Raw genomic sequence first — 17603 nt, 5'->3', positions numbered from 1 at the left:
CCGCAGGCGGCTTTGTCCGTTTTTTGTCCAAGATTGTCCATGTTTGACCGTTAAAAATGGCGGAGGGGAGAGGATTCGAACCTCCGGTACCCTAAGGTACACATGCCTTCCAAGCAAGCACCATCGACCACTCGGACACCCCTCCGCGGACAAAGGGCATTATAACACAGGCGGGCGTTTTTTGACAAGTTGCGGCCGCGGCTTCGACGGAAACGTGCCGCTTGAAGACGGCGGCGGGGAGAGGGGGCGAACATTCGCTCCCTCGCGGTACATTCGTTTCCCGTTCCGCAACAAAGAGCTACTTCGCGGGATAAACGGCGGACCAGTAATCGTACATCTCGCCGCCGGTGGCGAGCCAGGCCGCGCCGCTCTCCTTGATCTCGGTCAGCAGTCCGCGCAGCAGCGGCATGCGGCCGGGAGTGCAGGCGGTCTGCGGGTCGAGCTGGAGCACGTAACAGAGGCCGCGCTCGGCGCAGCCGAGGAACTCCTCGCGGAAGTTATTGAAGACCTGAGCGGAGTTGGCGATCCGCCCCTGTCCCTTCGGCATGGGCGGGTGGTAGTTGAAGGCGAAGTACGGCAGGTCGTAAAGCGCCCAGTGAACGGGGATCTCCAGCAGTTTTTCGCCGTTTCCCAGGTCGAACCAGAAGGGGCGGTCGTCGCTGCTGAGGCTGCTGGAATACACGGCGCCGTTGGCATGGGCGGCGCGCAGGGTGTCGAGGGTGAACTCGGCGATGGGAGCGCGGTAGCCTCTGGGTTGCGCGCCGACGACGTTTTTGAGGACAGCGGCGCCTTTTTCCATGTCGGCCGCGGCCTGTTCGGCGGGCAGCAGGCCCCAGTTGAGCAGTTCGTAGCCGCGCAGGGCGATCTCGTGGCCGCGGGCGGCGACGTCTTTCACTTTTTCGGCGTAGGCCGCGGCGGTCGAACCGGGCACGAAAAACGTGGCCTTGATATCCAAATCGTCAAGAAGCTCCAGCAGGCGCGGCAGGCCGCGGTCCATGCCGTACTGCCCCATGGACAGAGTCTTCGGGCGTTTCGAGACGTCGGGGTCGACGGCCAGCCAGAAGTTTTCGGCGTCGAGGTTGACGGTGATCATGGCGGCGCAGCGGGCGCCGTCCTTCCACTCGATTTCAGGCATTTTTCAGGACCTCCTCGCGGTCGTAATGCTCGCGGTACCACCGCGCCACTTCGCCGCCGCGCGCGAACCAGACGTCGCCTCGCTCCTTGATATGCCGGATCAGCTTTTCGAGGATGCGCAGGCGGCCGGGAGTGCCGGTGACCTGCGGATGGATCATGCTGACGAAGCACAGGCCGTATTCGTAATAGCCGTCGAACTCGCGCGAGAAATTGTCGTAGACCAGGTCGTAGCCGGAGATGCGGTCCTGCCCGTCGGGTTCGGCGGGGAAATAATTGTAGGCGGTGGCCACGTAATCGTCCAGTTCCCAGCGCGTAGGGATCTCGATGAAGTCGGTCTTTTCGCCGTCGATCGCGGTGTGATAGGGGCGGTCGTTGCCGCGCATCGAGCTGCTGTAGTCGACGCCGCGCTCGTACAGCAGGCGCGGCGTGTCCAGCGACCAGTCGCCGGACGGGGTGCGAAAGCCGCGGGCGGGCTTGCCGATCAGGTCGCAGAAGATGTTCTGGCACTTTTCGACGATCTCGATCTGCCGCTCGCGGCCGTAGTTGAAGAACATTTCGTGCGTGTAGCCGTGCTGGCCGATCTCGTGCCCTTCGGCGTCGATGCGGCGGATCAGCCCGGGGTTGTCCTCGGCGACCTTGCCGGGCACGAAGAAGGTGCCGGGGACGCCGTATTTCTTCAGCAGGTCGAGGATGGCGTGAGCGCCGCGGTTGGGGCCGTAAAGCCCTACCGAGCGGGCTTTCAGGAACTTGTCGCCGCCTTCGTAGTGGGCGTTGCCGTTCTTCCACGTGGTGTCCCCGTCGAGATCGAACGTCAGCATCACGGCGCAGCGGGCGCCGTTTTTCCAATGCAGCCGGTCTTCCATTTTTCAGTCTCCGTTTCTCTGCGTCTAAAGCACTTTTTCCAAAAACTGCCGGGCGCGCGCCGACTTCGGCGACGAGAAGAACTCAGACGGCGCGGCGTCTTCGGCGATCACGCCCTCGTCGACGAAGCAGACGCGGTCGGAAGCCTCGCGGGCGAAGCCCATCTCGTGGGTGACGATCGCCATGGTGATGCCCGTGGAAACCAGGCTGCGGATCACGTCGAGCACTTCCTTGACCATCTCCGGATCGAGCGCCGAGGTGGGCTCGTCGAAAAGCAGCGTCTTCGGCTCCATGGCCAGGGCGCGGGCGATGGCGACGCGCTGCTGCTGGCCGCCGGAGAGCATGGAAGGATAGGCGCGGGCCTTGTCGGCCAGACCGACGCGCTCGAGCAGCCGCATGGCCTTTTCGACGGCCTGCGCCTCGGGAAGGCCGCGCACTTTCATGGGCGCGTAGATCATGTTCTGGAGCACGTTCTTGTTCTGGAACAGGTTGAAGTGCTGAAACACCATGCCCACGTTCTCGCGCACTTTCTGGATGTCCACGCCTCTTTGGGTGATGTCCACCCCGTCGATCACGACCTGTCCCGACGTGGGCGTTTCGAGCAGGTTGATGCAGCGCAGCAGCGTCGACTTGCCCGAGCCGGAGGGGCCGATGACGGACACCACTTCGCCGTCGTCGATCTTCAGGTTGACGCCCCGAAGCACCTCGAGGGAGCCGAATTGTTTTTTCAGATCCTTAATTTCGATCACTTTTGTGCAGCCTCCTCTCCAGGCGCGAGGCGACGGCCGTGAAGATCATCACGAGCACGTAGTACATGCCGGCGACGACGATGAACGGCTCGAAGGCCAGATAGGTGGAGTTCATGGCGGTCTGGGCGGCGCGCATCATGTCGAGCATGCCGATGGTGGCGACGATGGAGGTGTCCTTGAGCAGGGCGATGAGCTCGTTGACCAGCGACGGCAGCACGGTGCGCAGCGCCTGAGGGATGACGATGTCGAACATCATGGCGCGGTAGGGCACGCCCAGGGCCATGGCGGCCTCGCGCTGGCCGACGTCGATGGACTGGATGCCGCCGCGCAGGATCTCGGACACGTAGGCGGCGGAGTTGAGCCCGAAGGTCAGCACCACGGCGTTGAAGGCCGGGATCTGATAATCGAAGAGCTGCGGCGTGGCGAAATAAACGAGGAACAACTGCACCATCAGCGGCGTGCCGCGGAACACCGAGGTGTAGGCCGTGGCGAACCACGACAGCGGCCCGAGGCGCGAGACTTTGAGCAGCGCCAGCACGGTGCCGCAGACCGAGCCCATGATCACGGACATGAAGGTCACCTCGAGCGAATTGATCATGCCGCGGTAAAAGACTTTGTAATAGGGCCAGATGCGTTCGAAATGCAGCGCAAACCGCCGCGCCGGGGCCGGCGCGGCCCAGGCCAGCCCCGCCAGAGCCAGCACGGCCGCGAGGGCCAGCAGCGGCGGCGCTTTTTTGCGGCCGAAAAGCGATTTTCTCATGTTCTTCCTTCCTGCGGCGTTTCGCAAAGCCGCCGCGGCGACGCGCGGCGCGCCCGTCGCACAGGGCCGAAGGGATCTCCGCGCGCGGCGGCGAGCCCTTCGGCCGCTCTTTTTTCGAAAAAAGTTACTTGACGAACTCCTCGCCCATCCATTTGACGATCAGCTCGTTCATCCGGCCGCTGGCGAACATCTTCCCGATCTGTTCGTTGAACAGGGGGATCAGCCCGGAACCTTTCTGGAAGGCGATGGAATACGCGCCGGAAACGTAATGGGCGCTTTCGAGCTCTTCGTTGGGGATGACGTGGTACACGTAACCCTCGTTCTGCTCGCACTTGGTCTTGGCCTGCGAGGCGTCCATGACGGCGCCGTCGACGCGGCCGTTCAGCAGCTCCTGAGTGACCATGGTGCTGTTGTCGAGCAGCGTGGGAACGGAACCGGAGGCCTCGACCACCTTGGCGTACTCGGTGCCGAACACGGTGGCGATCTTTTTGCCCTTCATCTCCGCCATGGTCTTCACCGGCGCGGCGGCCGGCGAGATGATGGCGGTCTTGCAGAAATAATAGGGAACGGAGAAATCGACGCTCTTGCGGCGCTCCTCCGTGTCCGACAGGCCGGAGATGACGAAGTCGGCGCGGCCGCTGTGCAGCTCGCCGATCAGGCCGGAGAAGTTCATGTCCTTGATCTCGTAGGTGAAGCCGAGCGCCGCGGCGATCGCGTCGAGCACGTCGATGTCGAAACCGGTGATGACGCTCTCGCCCGTGTCGTTCACCTGGGCGAACTCGAACGGCGCGAAGGTGGCGTTGATCGCCAGCTTGTAGTGCTTGCCCCGGAGCGGCTTGGCGTCGTAGGGCCAGGGGCCGATCCACTTCTCGTAAATGGCCTTCATGGTGCCGTCGGCCTGCATCTTTTCGATCTGTTCGGTGAACAGCGGTTCCAGTTCCGAGCCCTTGGGGAACACGGCGGCGAAACAGTCGGAGACGTTGCCGCCCTGCACCTTGTCGAGTTCGTCCTGCGGCAGCACGAAGTACTCGAGCTCGGGATGCTGCTTGACGCGGATGGAAGCGGAGGCGGCGTCCTGTACCACGCCGTCGGCGCGGCCGGCCAGGAGTTCCTGCATGCTGTATGTGCTGCTGTCCATCGCGGCGACGACGGCGCCCGCCGCTTCGGCGAAGTCGGCGTACTGAGTGCCGAAGGAGGCGGCGATCTTTTTGCCCTTCAGGTCCGCCACGGTCTTGATGTTGGTTCCCTTGTGCTGGATGATTGAAGTCTGGCAATAATAGTAGGGCACGGAGAAATCGACGGTCTTTTTGCGCTCCTCGGTGGGCGACATGCCGGAGACGACGAAGTCGACGCGGTGACTGGCCAGCTCCCCCATCAATCCCTTGAAGTTGGTGTGCACCAGCTCGTAGGTGAAGCCGAGCTCCGCGGCGATCGCGTCCACCATGTCGATGTCGTAGCCGACGATGCGGGCATTGCCCTGCTCGTCGAGCTGCTCGAACTCGAAAGGCGGGAACGTGGGGCTGACGGCCATCTTCAGCTTTTGCCCTTCGAGCGGCTTGGCCGCACAGGCCGATACGGCGCACAGCATGACCGCCGCAACGCCGGCGGCAATTTTTTTGACGTTGAAATTCATCGTGTGTTCCTCCTCATAAATATAAATGTCGCATGGCGCAGCGCCACGTTCAGTTTTCGATGGTCCCCGCGCCCCAGAAGCGTCGCGCCGCCGGCGGCTCGGGCCAGCTCCGCTTGCTGTGGCTGAGTCCCTGAACGACCAAAGATTCGGCCGTGGCGATCAGCGCGGCGGCGGGGTCGATCACCGGCACGCCGAGCCGCTCCGTCAGCTCCGCGCCCATGCCGGCGAAGCTGAGACAGCCGAGGATCACGGCGCCGGCGCCGTCTTCTTCGACGCACAGCCGTCCGCCCGCCTCGAGAATTTCAATGATTTCGCTCCGTTCCCGCGAGGCGCCCGGCGGCAGTTCGACGCCGCGCACGCTCGCGATCCTGACGGGATCGGCGCCCAGCGCGCGGAGAAAGGCTTTTTTCTGCGGGATCCGCCGCGCCGACGTGGTCAGCACCGAAAAGCTGAGGGCCAGCTGGCTGGCCAGCAGCACCGCGGCCTGCGCGCCGCCGACGACGGGGACGCGGAGCAGTTCCCGGCAGGCGTCGAAGCCGGGATCGCTGAAACAGTACAGGCACACCGCGTCGGCGCCGCCGGCTTGCGCCCGCAGCGCCATCTCCGCGATCTCCGGCGCGTCCAGCGCCGCGTCGAGGCACGAATCGACGCAGAGATTGTTCTTGCGCGGGCAGACCATGACGATTTCCGTATCGGGGCGCGCAAAGGCGCGCAGCAGCTCGACCCTCAGTTTCAGACCCGCCGCGTCGAGGCCGCTGTCGGGATTGACGACGCAGATCTTCATAGCATTTGACTCTTGACGCCCAGTTTGATCGTGTTTTCGTAATCCAGCTGGCCGTACACGTCCGCGCCGATCGCGGGGCTGAGTTTTTGCAGCTCCTCCAGCGGCAGGTCCTCGATCGCGCAGCCTTTTTTCTCGCACAGCAGCACCGCCGCGCCGACGACGGCATGCGCGTCGCGGAAGGGCACGCCGCGTTTGACGAGGTAGTCGGCCAGCTCGGTGGCGTTGAGAAAACCGTCGTGAAGCGCTTTTTTCATGGCCTCGGGGTGGACGGTCATCGTGGCGACGAGGCCGCTCATGATCTCGAGGCACATCAGCGTGTCGTCCAGCGCCGGCAGAAAGGCCCGCTTGTCGAGCTGCATGTCCTTGTTGTAGGCCAGCGGCAGCCCCTTCATCTCCGTCAGCATCGCCATCAGCGAGCCGTAGACCAGCCCCGCGCTGCCGCGGATCAGTTCGGCGCTGTCGGGGTTCTTCTTCTGGGGCATGATGCTGCTGCCCGTGGAATAGGCGTCGCTGAGCGTGACGAAGCGGAACTCCTGCGAACACCAGAGGATGATCGATTCGCTCAGGCGGCTGAGGTGCATGAGGACGATCGCGAAGACGCCGAGCAGCTCGCAGAAATAATCGCGGTCGCTGACGCCGTCGAGGAAATTGTCGCAGGGCTTTTGGAACCCCAGCGCCGCGGCGGTCATGCCGCGGTCGATGGGATGCGTGGTCCCCGCCAGCGCGCCGCAGCCCAGCGGACAGTCTTCCATCATGATCTCCACGGCGTTGCGCAGGCGCTTGCGGTCGCGCTGGAACATGCGCTCGAAGGCCGCCAGCGTGTGTTTGAAGGTGACGGCCTGCGCGCGCTGCAGGTGCGTGTAGCCCGGCATCAGCCAGGGATTGGCGTCGGCCGTAGCTTTGAGCGCGCCGCACAGTTTGTCCAGCTTCTCCTCCACCCGCGCGGCGGCGTTTTTGGCGAAGAGCTTCGAATCCACGGCCACCTGGTCGTTGCGGCTGCGCGCCGTGTGGAGCTTTTTGCCCGCCTCGCCGATGCGCTTCGTCAAATTCAGCTCCACAAAGCTGTGAATGTCCTCGTACCCCTCGTCGCCGATCACGAGCGCGCCGCTTTCGATGTCGCCCATGATCCCCTGCAGCCCCTTCCGGATCGCCTCGGCGTCTTCCTTCGTGATGATCCCGCAGGCGCCGAGCATAGCCGCGTGCGCGAGGCTGCCTTCGATGTCTTCCTTCCAGTAACGCTTGCCCAGCGGCAGCGAATTGTCGAAGGCCTTCATCAGCTCGTCTTCGGCGCCTTGAAAGCGCCCTCCCCATAAATTCATATTTTTTCACCTCAATACGATGCACGAATAAACTATTATTCATCACTCGATGAAAACTGAAGCGATATTATCATTGCCTTGGGACGCTGTCAAGATGAACTTCTATATTATTTAATGACTTTCACAAAACTGAAGTTTTGATAAACTGAGATTTGTCCGGAGAAAGCGTTCTCTTTCTCGAACCGCAATGGCTTCGCTCGAGATCTTATGGCATAATAGCGGCGGGAGCCGTTTTGGCATGAAGATCCGGCGTAAGCCGCGTTCGCGGTGCGGACAGAACCATATCTCACGAGGACCACGCGGGAAAAATCTCGCCGTCGGGAAAAGGAGAAAACAAAATGAACCAAGCGCTCGCCTTCATCGGCCTGGGCATCATGGGAAAGCCCATGGGCCGCAATCTCATGAACGCCGGATACGAACTGCACGTTTACGCCCGGCATCCGGAAAAGGCGCGGGATCTGATCAACGCCGGCGCGCGCCTTCACAATTCCATCGCCGACTGCGTCCGCTCCGCCGCGGTCGCGCTCACCATGCTCGGCGCGCCCGCCGACGTGGAACAGGTCTATTTCGGCCGAGGAGGATTGATGGATTCGGCGCGTCCGGGGACGTTCCTGATCGACATGACCACCTCCAGCCCGGCGCTGGCGGAACGGATCTTCGCCGAGGGGCAAAAGCGCGGGCTGCGCGCGCTCGACGCGCCCGTCACGGGCGGCGCGAAGGGAGCGGCGGAAGGGACGCTGTCGTTCCTCGTCGGCGGTGCGGCGGCGGATTTCGAAAGATGCCGGCCTCTTTTTTCGGCTATGGGGGCAAAAGCGGACTTTATGGGGCCGGCGGGGAAAGGCCAGCACGCCAAGGCGGCCAACCAGATCCTCGTGGCCGGAACGCTTTCGGGCATTTGCGAGTCGTTCGCGTACGCCCGCCGGGCCGGCCTTGACCTGAACCGCCTTTTCGGGCTCGTCAGCAGCGGTTCCGCCGCCAGCCGGCAACTGGACACGCTGGGACCGAAGATCATTTCCGGCGACGACTCGCCCACTTTTTTCGTCAAATATCTGGCCAAAGATCTGCGCATCGCCGCTGAGGAAGCCCGAAGCGCCGGACTCTCTCTCGACGTGCTCGAGGCCGCGCTGCGCAATTGTCTCGACGTGACAGCGCGCGGCATGGGCGACCTCGGCACGCAGGCGCTGATCCATCATTACGAAAAGTGAGCGGAGGCCGAGCATGGACTTTGACGAAGCATTGCGGACCGCCCGTGCGGTCAATCAAACGGCCGTTTATTACCGTTCGCTGAACGGGCTGCTTCAGTACGACCAATGGACTTCGCTGCCCCGCCGCGGCGGCGCATACCGTCAGGAGATGAGCGCCTTTTTCGGGGCGCAGAAAGCGAAGCTTTACGCCTCCGACGACGCCCGCCGAGCCGCCGCGTACCTTAACGGAGTGCCCCTTGCGGAGATCGAAAGCGACGCCGACCGCGCCCAGGCGCGCATCTTCCGGCGCGACTACCGCAACTCCGTTCTCATTCCCTCCGACACGCTACGCGAGTTCACGCTGATCAAGGCCAACGTGCTGAACGCCTGGAAAGAAGCCCGCGAAAAGCGCGATTATCGGATCTTCATGCCGTGGCTGAAACGGGCCTTCGCGCTGAAAGCCGAGATCGCCCGAGCTCTCGCCCCCGGCCAGCCCGTTTTCGACACGCTCGTGGGGCTGACCGACGAAGACGTCAAAACCGGCGATATCAGCCGCGAGTTCGCGCGGCTACGCGCCGGCATCATCGCCTTGATCGAACGTATCCGCTCTTCCGGCAAAACGATTTCCCGCGATTTCATAAACCGCGAGTACGACGCCGGCGCGCTGATGGCGCTGGGACGCCGCCTGGCCTGCTGGAACGGGCTCGATCCGGAGACGGTAACCTTCAACGACCGCGCCATCCACGGCATGACCAACCGCCCGGGGCCTCTCGATTCGCGCATTTCCACGGCCCGCCTCGGGCGGATCGACATGATCTTCACGCTCCTGCACGAGGGCGGGCACGCCATGTACTCCAGCCGCACCGATCCCGCGCTGCGCGGCGAGGGACTGTGGGGCGGCACGACCGGCGCGCTGCAGGAAGGCGCAGCGCGCTTTTACGAAAACATCGTCGGGCGCAGCCGCGAATTCTGGCAGTGCCATTACGGAGCGCTGCAAGCCGCGCTGCCCGAATTCAAAGATCTGCCGCCGGAAGATTTCTACGCCGGCGTCAACGCCGTTTCGCCCAACCTCAAGCGCACGGCCGCCGACGAAGTGACGTACAGCCTGCACATCATCGTCCGCTTCGAGCTGGAACGCGATTATTTCGCCGGGCTTCTCACAGCGGAAGACCTTGCCGACGCATGGGATGACGCTTACGAACGCACGCTCGGCGTCCGCCCCGCCGACGACCTGGAAGGGATCCTGCAGGATATCCACTGGGCCGGCGACTACATCGGCTACTTCCAGAGCTACGCGCTCGGCAACATCTACGGCGGCCAGTGGCGCGCCGCGCTGCTGAAAAAACGTCCCGACGCCTTTGCGCACCTTGCCGCAGGCGACATCGGCGCCATCGACGGCTGGATGCAGGAACATCTGTTCCGCTGGGGCTGCTGCTTCACTTCGCCCGAACTGATGAAGCGCGTCGCCGGAAGCGAACTCGACGCCAGCCCCTATCTGGATTACCTAAATGAAAAATACTCGCGGCTGTACGGATTCAAAATTTAGCCCTGCCGCAAAAAAGCTGACCTCCGCGCCGTCGTTTACGGTTCGGAGGTCAGCTTTTCTCTTGCGATTTTTTTCAGCGGTGCGTGATGATGTCGATGATGGTATGATCGACGTCCTTCATGCCTTCGCGATTCAGTCTGGCCGCGTTCTCGGCGGTACGGGTGAAACTGTTCACGTCGACGACGCCCTGCGACACGGCCATGCCGCCGCCAGCCAGGGCGATCTGCGCGGCGTAAAACGCTTCGGTCGCGCCGGTGCCCACTTTGAGCGCGCAGGATTCCTTGGCGCCGTCGCAGAGCATGCCGGTGATGTTGCCGAGCACGAGTTCCATGGCTTTCTTGGCCTGGCCGTCCGTGCCGCCCATGACGTTGACGATGCCCGCGGCCGCTCCGGCTCCGGCCGCCACGGCGCAGCCGCACACGGGGCTGAGACGGCCCATGCGGCTCTTGACAAAACTCGTCGCCAGATGGCTGTACGCCACGGCGCGGGCGATCTGTTCGCGGGTCTTATTCTTGGCTTTGCCGACGACGTAGACGGGCAGGATGGCGGTGATACCGTGATTGCCGCTGCCGGCGCTGCTCATCACAGGCAGCGCTACGCCGGCCATGCGCGCGTCGGAGGCCGCCGCGGAAACGGCTTTCACCTGGGCGGCCAGATCGTTTTCGTAGTTCGCTCCGGCCGCGGCTCTGACGGTCCGCCCCAGTCCAAGGCCGACGTCGTTCTCGAAGCCGTAATCGGAGATCCTCATGTTCATGTCGATGCCCTGCCACACGTAGTCGATGTCTTCGGGAGAGAGCCGGCCGGCGAGCGCGACGAGTTCCTCGAAATCCATCTCTTTCACCTGGTCGGGAACGGAGAGCGTTTTCGCGGGAGCGGCCGATACGGCGCTATCGCAGTGCGGCACGGCCTGAAAGACGACTTCGCCGTTTTTCTTCACCAGCGTGATGTTGCCGTGCGTCTGCTCGATCACGGCGACGCCGGTTTCGTCGCCGCGATATGCCGCAGCTTCCACGTAGACGCCACCCTTGCCGTTGGTTGTCAGCTTCAGACGGCCTGCGGCAATGAACTCCTTGGCGTGGAACAGATCTTCGGGGGTGGCGTCCTTGAGCACTTCGAGGCTGTAAGCGCTGTGGCCGCAGAACACGGCCAGCGCCGCGGCGATCTCGTTGCCGCGGGCGCCGTTGGTGCCGGGCACGCCGACGGCGATGCCGTTCTTGAAAATGTTGTCGCTGACGACCACTGCCACGCGCTCGGCCAGACCGCTCAGCTGCTCGCACGCTTTGGCGACGGCCAGAGCCACAGCCCCCGGCTCCGTGCAGCCAAGGGCCGGCTTGACTTCCTGATGAAGAAATTCGGTAATGGTAAACATGGATGATCTTAAACCTCTCTCTGATGTTCGCAGATTTTATTTACAACAACGGCCTTTGCCGGCGCACTCGAGAATCGTCCGATGGACCAGTTCGAGGAACTTTTCAGGTGTGTGGGGCTCGATGACGCAGCCGGGGCCAAGGATGACTCCCTTGTGGCCACACATCTCGCGGACTTCGGCGGCGACCTGTTCTTCCGTCTTGGTCAGCCAGTTCTCGCCCCAGCTCAGGCCGCCGACGAACGCCTTGGAACTGTACGTGCGCACTTCCTCCATGGAAGGGCCGTCGTCGCGGTCGTGCCAGCTCAGCCCCTGCACGGGATAATGCTGCACTTCGTCGATGCGCACTGCGGCGCCGTGCATGTGCAGCACGTTGAACCACGTGAGATCCTTGACGGCGTTCAGCACTTCGAGGTCGTACTTCATGACGAACTCCTCATGCTCCGCCTTCTCCATCGTCTTGCGGCCGGAAAGCTGAGTGGCGTAGAAGAAGCCGTCGGCGCCGAGCGCTGCGGAAGCTCGGGCAAACTGGATGGTGGTGTCGGTGACCATCTCCAGCACGCGGTGGACTCGGGCGGGATCCTCGCGCATGTGCTTGACCAGCGCGGTGGGCGAGCACATCTTGGCCAGCGTGGTGGCGGGACTGAAGAGCGTCTGCAGGAACGGCACATGTTCGTCCATCATCTCCATGAGAATGCGCTGCGATTCGAGCACTACGGCGTACTCGCCGCGGACGCCGCTGACGGGGCGGATCCGATCCCAGTCCTTCACGTCCTTGACGACGGGCTCGTGCAGCGTGGGAGCTTTTTCGAAGCCAGGATACACGTCGAGATCGACACCCATGTCGATAGTGGTGTACAGGCCGAAGGGCATGTACTTGATGAAGTCGAGGTCGTACTTCTTCTGATTGGCGAGCGCCAGTTCGGCCAGGCGGCGGGGATGGCGGTCTCGGTTGGGAAAGTGCATCCACATACTGTACGGCGTGCGGTCGTTTTCCTTCAGGGCGAGGGCGTTTTCGATTCTCTGTTTGTGCGTGAACATTCATAAAACCTCCTAAAATTCTTTCATGCTGCAAAAAACAGCTTATAAATTTGACGGCTGAGCCGTCTGAAATCCTGCGTTCAAACCGACGCCTGCTTCGACATGAGGATCTGTTCCGAGGCGCGGCGGTTGATCAGCGGAGGGAACAGCGTAAAGAACTCGTCGGGCGCAGGCGCGCTGATCTTTTCCTGCAGGAAAAGGTCGAGCCGGCGCAGCGCGGTCATCATGTGCTCGTGCAGCAGCACCGTCGCTTCGACCGTGTCGCCAGCGCGGCAGGCCTGGAGGATCGCGTCATGGGATTTGAAAGCGTACTCCTGCGCGCTGGGCTTGGTGATGTCCATCTGCACATAACGGTCGATCTTGTTGTACTGGGATTCGATCAGCTCCAACAAGCGCGGCTTGTTTGCGATCTCGTAGAGGGCGCGGTGAAATTCCCAGTTCGTCTTGCGGCTGCGTTCTTCGGGCGGCGTCCGCGTCGAAGCGAGCAGCAGGGCATGAACACTCCCGGCCGCTTCCTCGGTGATGTTCTGCACCACGTAGCGGAGGATCAGGGATTCCAGCGAATAGCGGATCTCGAAGATCTCGTGCAGCTCGTCGAGGGAGAACGAGGCAACGACCGCGCCCTTGTAGGGGATAATCTCGACCAGCCCTTCGCTCGAAAGCTGCATCAGAGCTTCCCTCACGGGGATGCGGCTGACGTGATATTCTTCGGCCAGATCGGCCTGCAGCAGCTGCTGCCCGTCGTGGTAACGCCCTGAGAGAATGTCGTTGCGCAGGCTCAGGTACACCTGTTCGTTCATGGTATGTTTGCCGCTTTTAAGCATGATGACCAACCTTCTCTCCCGCAAAGTCAAGGGCTTTTCGATACGTCTCGTCGTCGGGGCAGTAAATCTGCGCGAGCCGCCCCCGCTTTCCCCGGAGCTGGAACGAATTCATTCCCCGCAGCTCCCTGACGCCTTTCACATCGTCCCAGCTCACGTTTTTCGTCACGCTGCGGACGATCTCCGCCGGCTCTTCGACGGCAAAGGGGCGGACGTGAACCCCCTCCGCGCCGGGAACTTTTCGGGCGCGGATCGTTTCCATGAAGACGCCGTTCTGTTCGAAACGGTAAAACATCACATAGCCACGGCGGTAAAAAATCACGCACACGGCGGCGAACAGGAACAGCACCAGCGCCGTCAGATAACTCGCGTAGATCGAAGCCGCCGCGATATGGGAACCCTGTAGAGCCCCCGTACCGAACATCAGCTGCGCGAGCGCCATGATCAGCACCGTGACGAACCACAGCGCCGCGGTCCCCGTCAACAGGTCGATCAGAATCAGCGGATTGGTGAGCACGGGAACGCCGCAAAACCAGCGCAGCGTCTTCTGCGGCGCAGCAGCCTGACCGTCGCGCTCAGACATGGCAGACAAGCTGATCTTTCAGCCGATGGCACGCCACAAAATGTCCCGGTTCCACTTCAACCAGAGGCGGCGTCTGGCACGTGCAGATCTCCTCGTGCTGCCAGCAGCGTCCGGCGAAGCGGCAGCCTTCGGGAGGATTGACCGGGCTGGGCACGTCGCCTTCGAGGATGATGCGCTGCTTCTTCGGCCCCACGCTGGCGATCGGCACGGCCGAAAGCAGCGCCTGCGTGTAGGGGTGCAGCGGCGATTTGAACAGCGTGCTATTGTCGGCCTTCTCCACCACGTTGCCGAGGTACATGACCGCGACTTCGTCGGAAACGTAACGGACGACGGAAAGATTGTGGGAGATGAAAAGATAGGTGTAGCCACGCTGTTCGCGCAGGTCGGCCAGCAGGTTGAGCACCTGCGCCTGAATGCACACGTCCAGCGCCGAAACCGGCTCGTCGAGGACGATGAACTCGGGGTCGAGCGCCAGCGCGCGGGCGATGCCGATGCGCTGGCGGCGGCCGCCGTCAAGTTCGTGAGGGAACGAAGTCGTCAGGCGCGAAGCCAGGCCGACCAGATCCATCAGCTCGCCGACCTTCTCGTCCAGCTCTTTTCTGGAACGGCAGATGCCGTTGATGATCAACGGCTCGGAGATGAGCTGCGACACGGACATACGAGGATTCAGCGAAGAAAACGGATCCTGAAAGACGATCTGGGCGTGGCGGCGGAACTCGCTCCGCTTGGCGCCGTCGAATTTAAGCGAATCCTCGCCGTTGAAGAACACCTCGCCGCCGCTCGCCTTGAGCAGACCGATAATGACGCGCCCCAGAGTGGACTTGCCGCATCCCGACTCGCCGACCAGCCCTAGCGTCTTGCCGCGGGGGATGTCCAGGGAAACGTCGTCGACGGCGTGAAGCAGACCGCTGGAGACGTGAAAGTATTTTTTCAGGTGTTTGATCTCGATCAGATTATCGCTCATGGCTATTCGGCCTCCTTGCAAGGACGCTCAAGAAACGCGTTGCCGGATTCGGGCGTCAGCGGGAAGTGGCAGTCCACGAAATGTCCCGGCCCCGCCTCGCGCATGCCGCAGGCGCGCTCATGGCAGACATCCCTGGCGTAGGGGCAGCGCGGCGAGAAAGAACAGCCCTTGGGCAGATTCGTCGGATCGGGCGGCAGACCGGGAATCACGGCCAGCCGGCTGCCAAGAGGGCTCTCGAGCGTGGGAACGGCGTTGAACAGCCCCTGAGTGTAGGGATGCTTGGGATTGGTATACAGCTCTTTGATGCCGGCGTACTCCACCAGATGACCGCCGTACATGATCGCCACGCTGTCGCAGGTCTCGGCGACGATCCCCAGATCGTGCGTGATCAGCAGCATCGACGTTTTTTCACTCTGCTGCAGCTTTTTGATCAGTTCCAGCACCTGCGCCTGAATCGTCACGTCCAGCGCCGTGGTCGGCTCGTCGGCGATGATCAGCTGCGGACGGCAGGCCAAGGCGATGGCAATCACCACGCGCTGCCTCATCCCGCCGGAAAACTGATGGGGAAAGTCCTTGGCGCGCTCGGGCCGGATGCCGACGAGACGCAGCATCTCGATGGCGCGCTCGCGGGCCGCTTCGCCTTTCAGGTTAAGGTGCAGCGAGACCATCTCCATGATCTGCTCTTCGACCGTCATGATCGGATTGAGCGATGTCATCGGATCCTGGAAGATCATGGAGATGTCGCCGCCGCGCAGATGGCGCTTCTCCGCCTCTGTCATCCGCCGCACGTCCACCCCGTTGAACAGGATCTCACCGCTGGTGATCTCGCCGGGAGGCGTCTGTACCAGCTGCAGAATGGAAAGGGCCGTCGTCGTCTTGCCGGCGCCCGTTTCGCCGACAAATCCCAGAGACTTGCCGCGCTCAAGCCGCAGGTTCAGGTGATTGACTGCCTTGACCACGCCGGAATCCGTGTTGAACTGAACGGAAAGATCCTTTATGTCGAGAAGAATGTCTTTATTTTCGCTCATAACGTCCACCTATCGTTTCTGCTTGGGGTCAAGGGCGTCGCGAAGACCGTCGCCGAGAAAATTCAGAGACAGGATCGTGAACATGATGGCCAGCCCGGGGAAAATGCTCATATAGGCGCTGTTGCGCAGATACGGGCGGGCCGCCGAGAGCATGCCGCCCCACTCGGGATAGGGGGGCTGAATGCCCAGCCCAAGAAAGCTCAGCGTCGCGGCGAACAGGATCGCGTTGGCCACGCTCAGCGTGGACTGAACGATCAGCGGTGCGGCGCAGTTGGGCAGGATGTACAGGCAGATGATGCGCGTGTGCGAGGCGCCCATAGCGCGAGCCGCCTCAATGAATTCCTGATCTTTGATAGAAAGCACTGAAGCGCGCGTCAAGCGGGCAAATTTGGGAATGTAGGTGATGCCCACGGCGACCATCAGGTTGAACAGCCCGGGGCCGAGCACGGAAGAGATGACGATGGCCATCAGAATCGTGGGGATGGCCATCTGAATGTCCATCAGACGCATCAACACGTTGTCCAGTTTGCCGCCGAAGTATCCGGAAACCGCGCCGATCAGCCCTCCGACCACCAGCGAGATAGAGACGGCGATCAGGCCGACCTGCAGCGAGATGCGCGAACCGTAGATCAGGCGGCTGAGAATGTCGCGGCCGAATTCGTCGGTGCCCAGCCAGTGCATCGCGGAAGGCGCCTTGCGGATCATCATGTAATCCTGCTGGGCATAGCCGAAGGGAGCCAGCTGGTCGGCAAAAATGGCGCAGACGATCAGCACTACGAGGATGAACAACCCGAAAAGCGCCAGATAGTTGCGGCGCAGGCGGATCATCGTGTACTTGAGCATGGAATTGTTCTTCATGGCAGTACCTTCCCTTACTTGACGTGGATACGCGGATCGACCACCGCGTACAGCAGATCGACCGCAAGGTTGATGAAGCAGTACGCCACGGAGATAAACAAAACGCCACCTTGAATGATGGGATAGTCGCGTAAGTTTATGGCCTCAAGCATCAGACGGCCGACGCCGGAGATGGAGAAAATGGCCTCCGTGACGATGGAACCGCCCAACAGAGCTCCGAACTGCATGCTGATAATGGTCATGATGGGGATCAGCGCGTTCGGCAGCGCGTGACGCCAAATCACGACGCTTTCCTTCTGTCCCTTGGCGCGGGCCGTTCTGATGTAGTCCGACTTGATGACTTCCAGCATGCTGGAACGGGTCATCTTGGCGAACAGAGCCGTCGACGAACCCGACAGCGTCACCACCGGCAGCACCATCTCGCTCAGCGTGTCAAAGCCCATGGAAGGCAGCCAGCCCAGCTTGACCGAAAAAGCCAGAATAAGCAATAGCCCCGTCCAGAATGTCGGCATGGAAACGCCCAGCAGGATGAAGACCGTCACGACGCTGTCAAGCAGCGAATACTGCTTGATCGCGCTGAGGATCCCCAGCGGTAGCCCCAGCAGCGTGCTGAAGAGCACGGCCGCAAACGCCAGCCTCATGGTGGTGGGGATGCGGATCGCCAGCTCCTGCGCGACGGGGCTCTTCATGTTGTAGGAATACCCCAGATCAAACTTGGTCACCGCATTGTAAACGTAGTGTCCAAACTGGACGAAAAACGGATCGTTCAGCCCGTGTTCGTCGCGGAACGACTCGATCGCTTCGGGCGTCGCCTCTTCGCCGAGGGCGATGCGCGCCGGATCTCCGGGCGTAAAGTAGAGGATGGTGAAGAGGATGAACATAACGCTGAGAATAACAGGGATCAGAATAAAAATTCGGCGGATAGCGTACTTCAGCACGGGAGCATCACCTTTTCTCTGTGATCTGTGATCG

17 protein-coding genes and 1 tRNA gene are annotated in these 17603 nt (G+C 62.1%); 2 read left to right on the top strand and 16 right to left on the bottom strand.

Annotation, left to right across the window (positions count from 1 at the left end; translation table 11 throughout):
* Positions 1–57: 57 nt before the first annotated feature.
* From RAH42_RS04375 to argH, 8 genes are all read right to left on the bottom strand, one after another.
* Positions 58–145, bottom strand: a tRNA-Ser gene (locus tag RAH42_RS04375).
* Between the two features lie 153 nt (positions 146–298).
* A complete protein-coding gene (locus tag RAH42_RS04370; protein ID WP_315506613.1) occupies positions 299–1135 on the bottom strand; it encodes a polysaccharide deacetylase in 837 nt (278 codons plus the stop codon).
* A complete protein-coding gene (locus RAH42_RS04365; RefSeq protein WP_317540022.1) occupies positions 1128–1997 on the bottom strand; it encodes a polysaccharide deacetylase in 870 nt (289 codons plus the stop codon). The genes RAH42_RS04370 and RAH42_RS04365 overlap by 8 nt, the downstream gene beginning before the upstream one ends.
* A 24-nt stretch (positions 1998–2021) precedes the next feature.
* The gene (locus RAH42_RS04360; protein WP_296427005.1) at positions 2022–2744 is read right to left on the bottom strand and encodes an amino acid ABC transporter ATP-binding protein; all 723 of its coding nucleotides are present in this window, start codon (positions 2742–2744) and stop codon (positions 2022–2024) included.
* Positions 2731–3504: an amino acid ABC transporter permease gene (locus RAH42_RS04355; RefSeq protein WP_078015903.1), complete on the bottom strand. Its 774-nt coding sequence runs from the start codon at positions 3502–3504 to the stop codon at positions 2731–2733. Before RAH42_RS04355 ends, RAH42_RS04360 begins: the two co-directional genes overlap by 14 nt.
* Before the next feature lie 124 nt (positions 3505–3628).
* Positions 3629–5137: a transporter substrate-binding domain-containing protein gene (locus RAH42_RS04350; protein WP_078015902.1), complete on the bottom strand. Its 1509-nt coding sequence runs from the start codon at positions 5135–5137 to the stop codon at positions 3629–3631.
* A 49-nt stretch (positions 5138–5186) separates the two neighbouring features.
* Positions 5187–5921 (bottom strand): aspartate/glutamate racemase family protein, encoded by a 735-nt coding sequence (locus RAH42_RS04345; RefSeq protein ID WP_317540021.1) that lies wholly within the window; start codon positions 5919–5921, stop codon positions 5187–5189.
* Entirely contained in the window at positions 5918–7240 is a 1323-nt protein-coding gene (argH, locus tag RAH42_RS04340) for an argininosuccinate lyase (RefSeq protein ID WP_078015900.1), read from the bottom strand. The genes RAH42_RS04345 and argH overlap by 4 nt, the downstream gene beginning before the upstream one ends.
* Positions 7241–7578: 338 nt before the next feature.
* Here argH and RAH42_RS04335 point away from each other — a divergent pair, with 338 nt between their 5' ends.
* Both RAH42_RS04335 and RAH42_RS04330 read left to right on the top strand, forming a co-directional pair.
* Positions 7579–8445, top strand: coding sequence for an NAD(P)-dependent oxidoreductase (locus tag RAH42_RS04335; RefSeq protein WP_078015899.1), 867 nt, complete (start codon positions 7579–7581; stop codon positions 8443–8445).
* Positions 8446–8458: 13 nt separating this feature from the next.
* Positions 8459–9970: a carboxypeptidase M32 gene (locus RAH42_RS04330; protein WP_317540020.1), complete on the top strand. Its 1512-nt coding sequence runs from the start codon at positions 8459–8461 to the stop codon at positions 9968–9970.
* A 73-nt stretch (positions 9971–10043) separates the two neighbouring features.
* On the opposite strand, the gene RAH42_RS04325 is transcribed toward RAH42_RS04330, so the two are convergent.
* The 8 genes from RAH42_RS04325 to RAH42_RS04290 form a co-directional block, all read right to left on the bottom strand.
* Positions 10044–11339, bottom strand: a complete 1296-nt coding sequence (locus tag RAH42_RS04325) for an L-serine ammonia-lyase, iron-sulfur-dependent, subunit alpha (protein ID WP_317540019.1) — start codon at positions 11337–11339, stop codon at positions 10044–10046.
* A gap of 36 nt (positions 11340–11375) precedes the next feature.
* Entirely contained in the window at positions 11376–12377 is a 1002-nt protein-coding gene (locus RAH42_RS04320) for a uroporphyrinogen decarboxylase family protein (protein ID WP_296426991.1), read from the bottom strand.
* A gap of 80 nt (positions 12378–12457) precedes the next feature.
* Positions 12458–13201, bottom strand: coding sequence for a GntR family transcriptional regulator (locus RAH42_RS04315; protein WP_078015895.1), 744 nt, complete (start codon positions 13199–13201; stop codon positions 12458–12460).
* Entirely contained in the window at positions 13194–13781 is a 588-nt protein-coding gene (locus RAH42_RS04310; protein ID WP_296426987.1) for a hypothetical protein, read from the bottom strand. The genes RAH42_RS04315 and RAH42_RS04310 overlap by 8 nt, the downstream gene beginning before the upstream one ends.
* Positions 13774–14745: an oligopeptide/dipeptide ABC transporter ATP-binding protein gene (locus RAH42_RS04305; protein WP_078015893.1), complete on the bottom strand. Its 972-nt coding sequence runs from the start codon at positions 14743–14745 to the stop codon at positions 13774–13776. The genes RAH42_RS04310 and RAH42_RS04305 overlap by 8 nt, the downstream gene beginning before the upstream one ends.
* Positions 14746–14747: 2 nt before the next feature.
* On the bottom strand, positions 14748–15773 hold the full coding sequence (locus RAH42_RS04300) for an ABC transporter ATP-binding protein (RefSeq protein WP_078015944.1): 1026 nt from the start codon (positions 15771–15773) through the stop codon (positions 14748–14750).
* Between the two features lie 9 nt (positions 15774–15782).
* A complete protein-coding gene (locus tag RAH42_RS04295) occupies positions 15783–16631 on the bottom strand; it encodes an ABC transporter permease (protein ID WP_078015892.1) in 849 nt (282 codons plus the stop codon).
* 14 nt (positions 16632–16645) lie between these two features.
* The gene (locus RAH42_RS04290; protein WP_078015891.1) at positions 16646–17569 is read right to left on the bottom strand and encodes an ABC transporter permease; all 924 of its coding nucleotides are present in this window, start codon (positions 17567–17569) and stop codon (positions 16646–16648) included.
* Positions 17570–17603 lie beyond the last annotated feature (34 nt).

Source organism: Pyramidobacter sp. YE332, assembly GCF_033060595.1.
In the GTDB taxonomy this organism is placed as follows: Bacteria; Synergistota; Synergistia; order Synergistales; family Dethiosulfovibrionaceae; genus Pyramidobacter.
The sequence above is the reverse complement of the archived record's forward strand: the minus strand, read 5'-3'. Positions and strand labels throughout refer to the sequence as shown.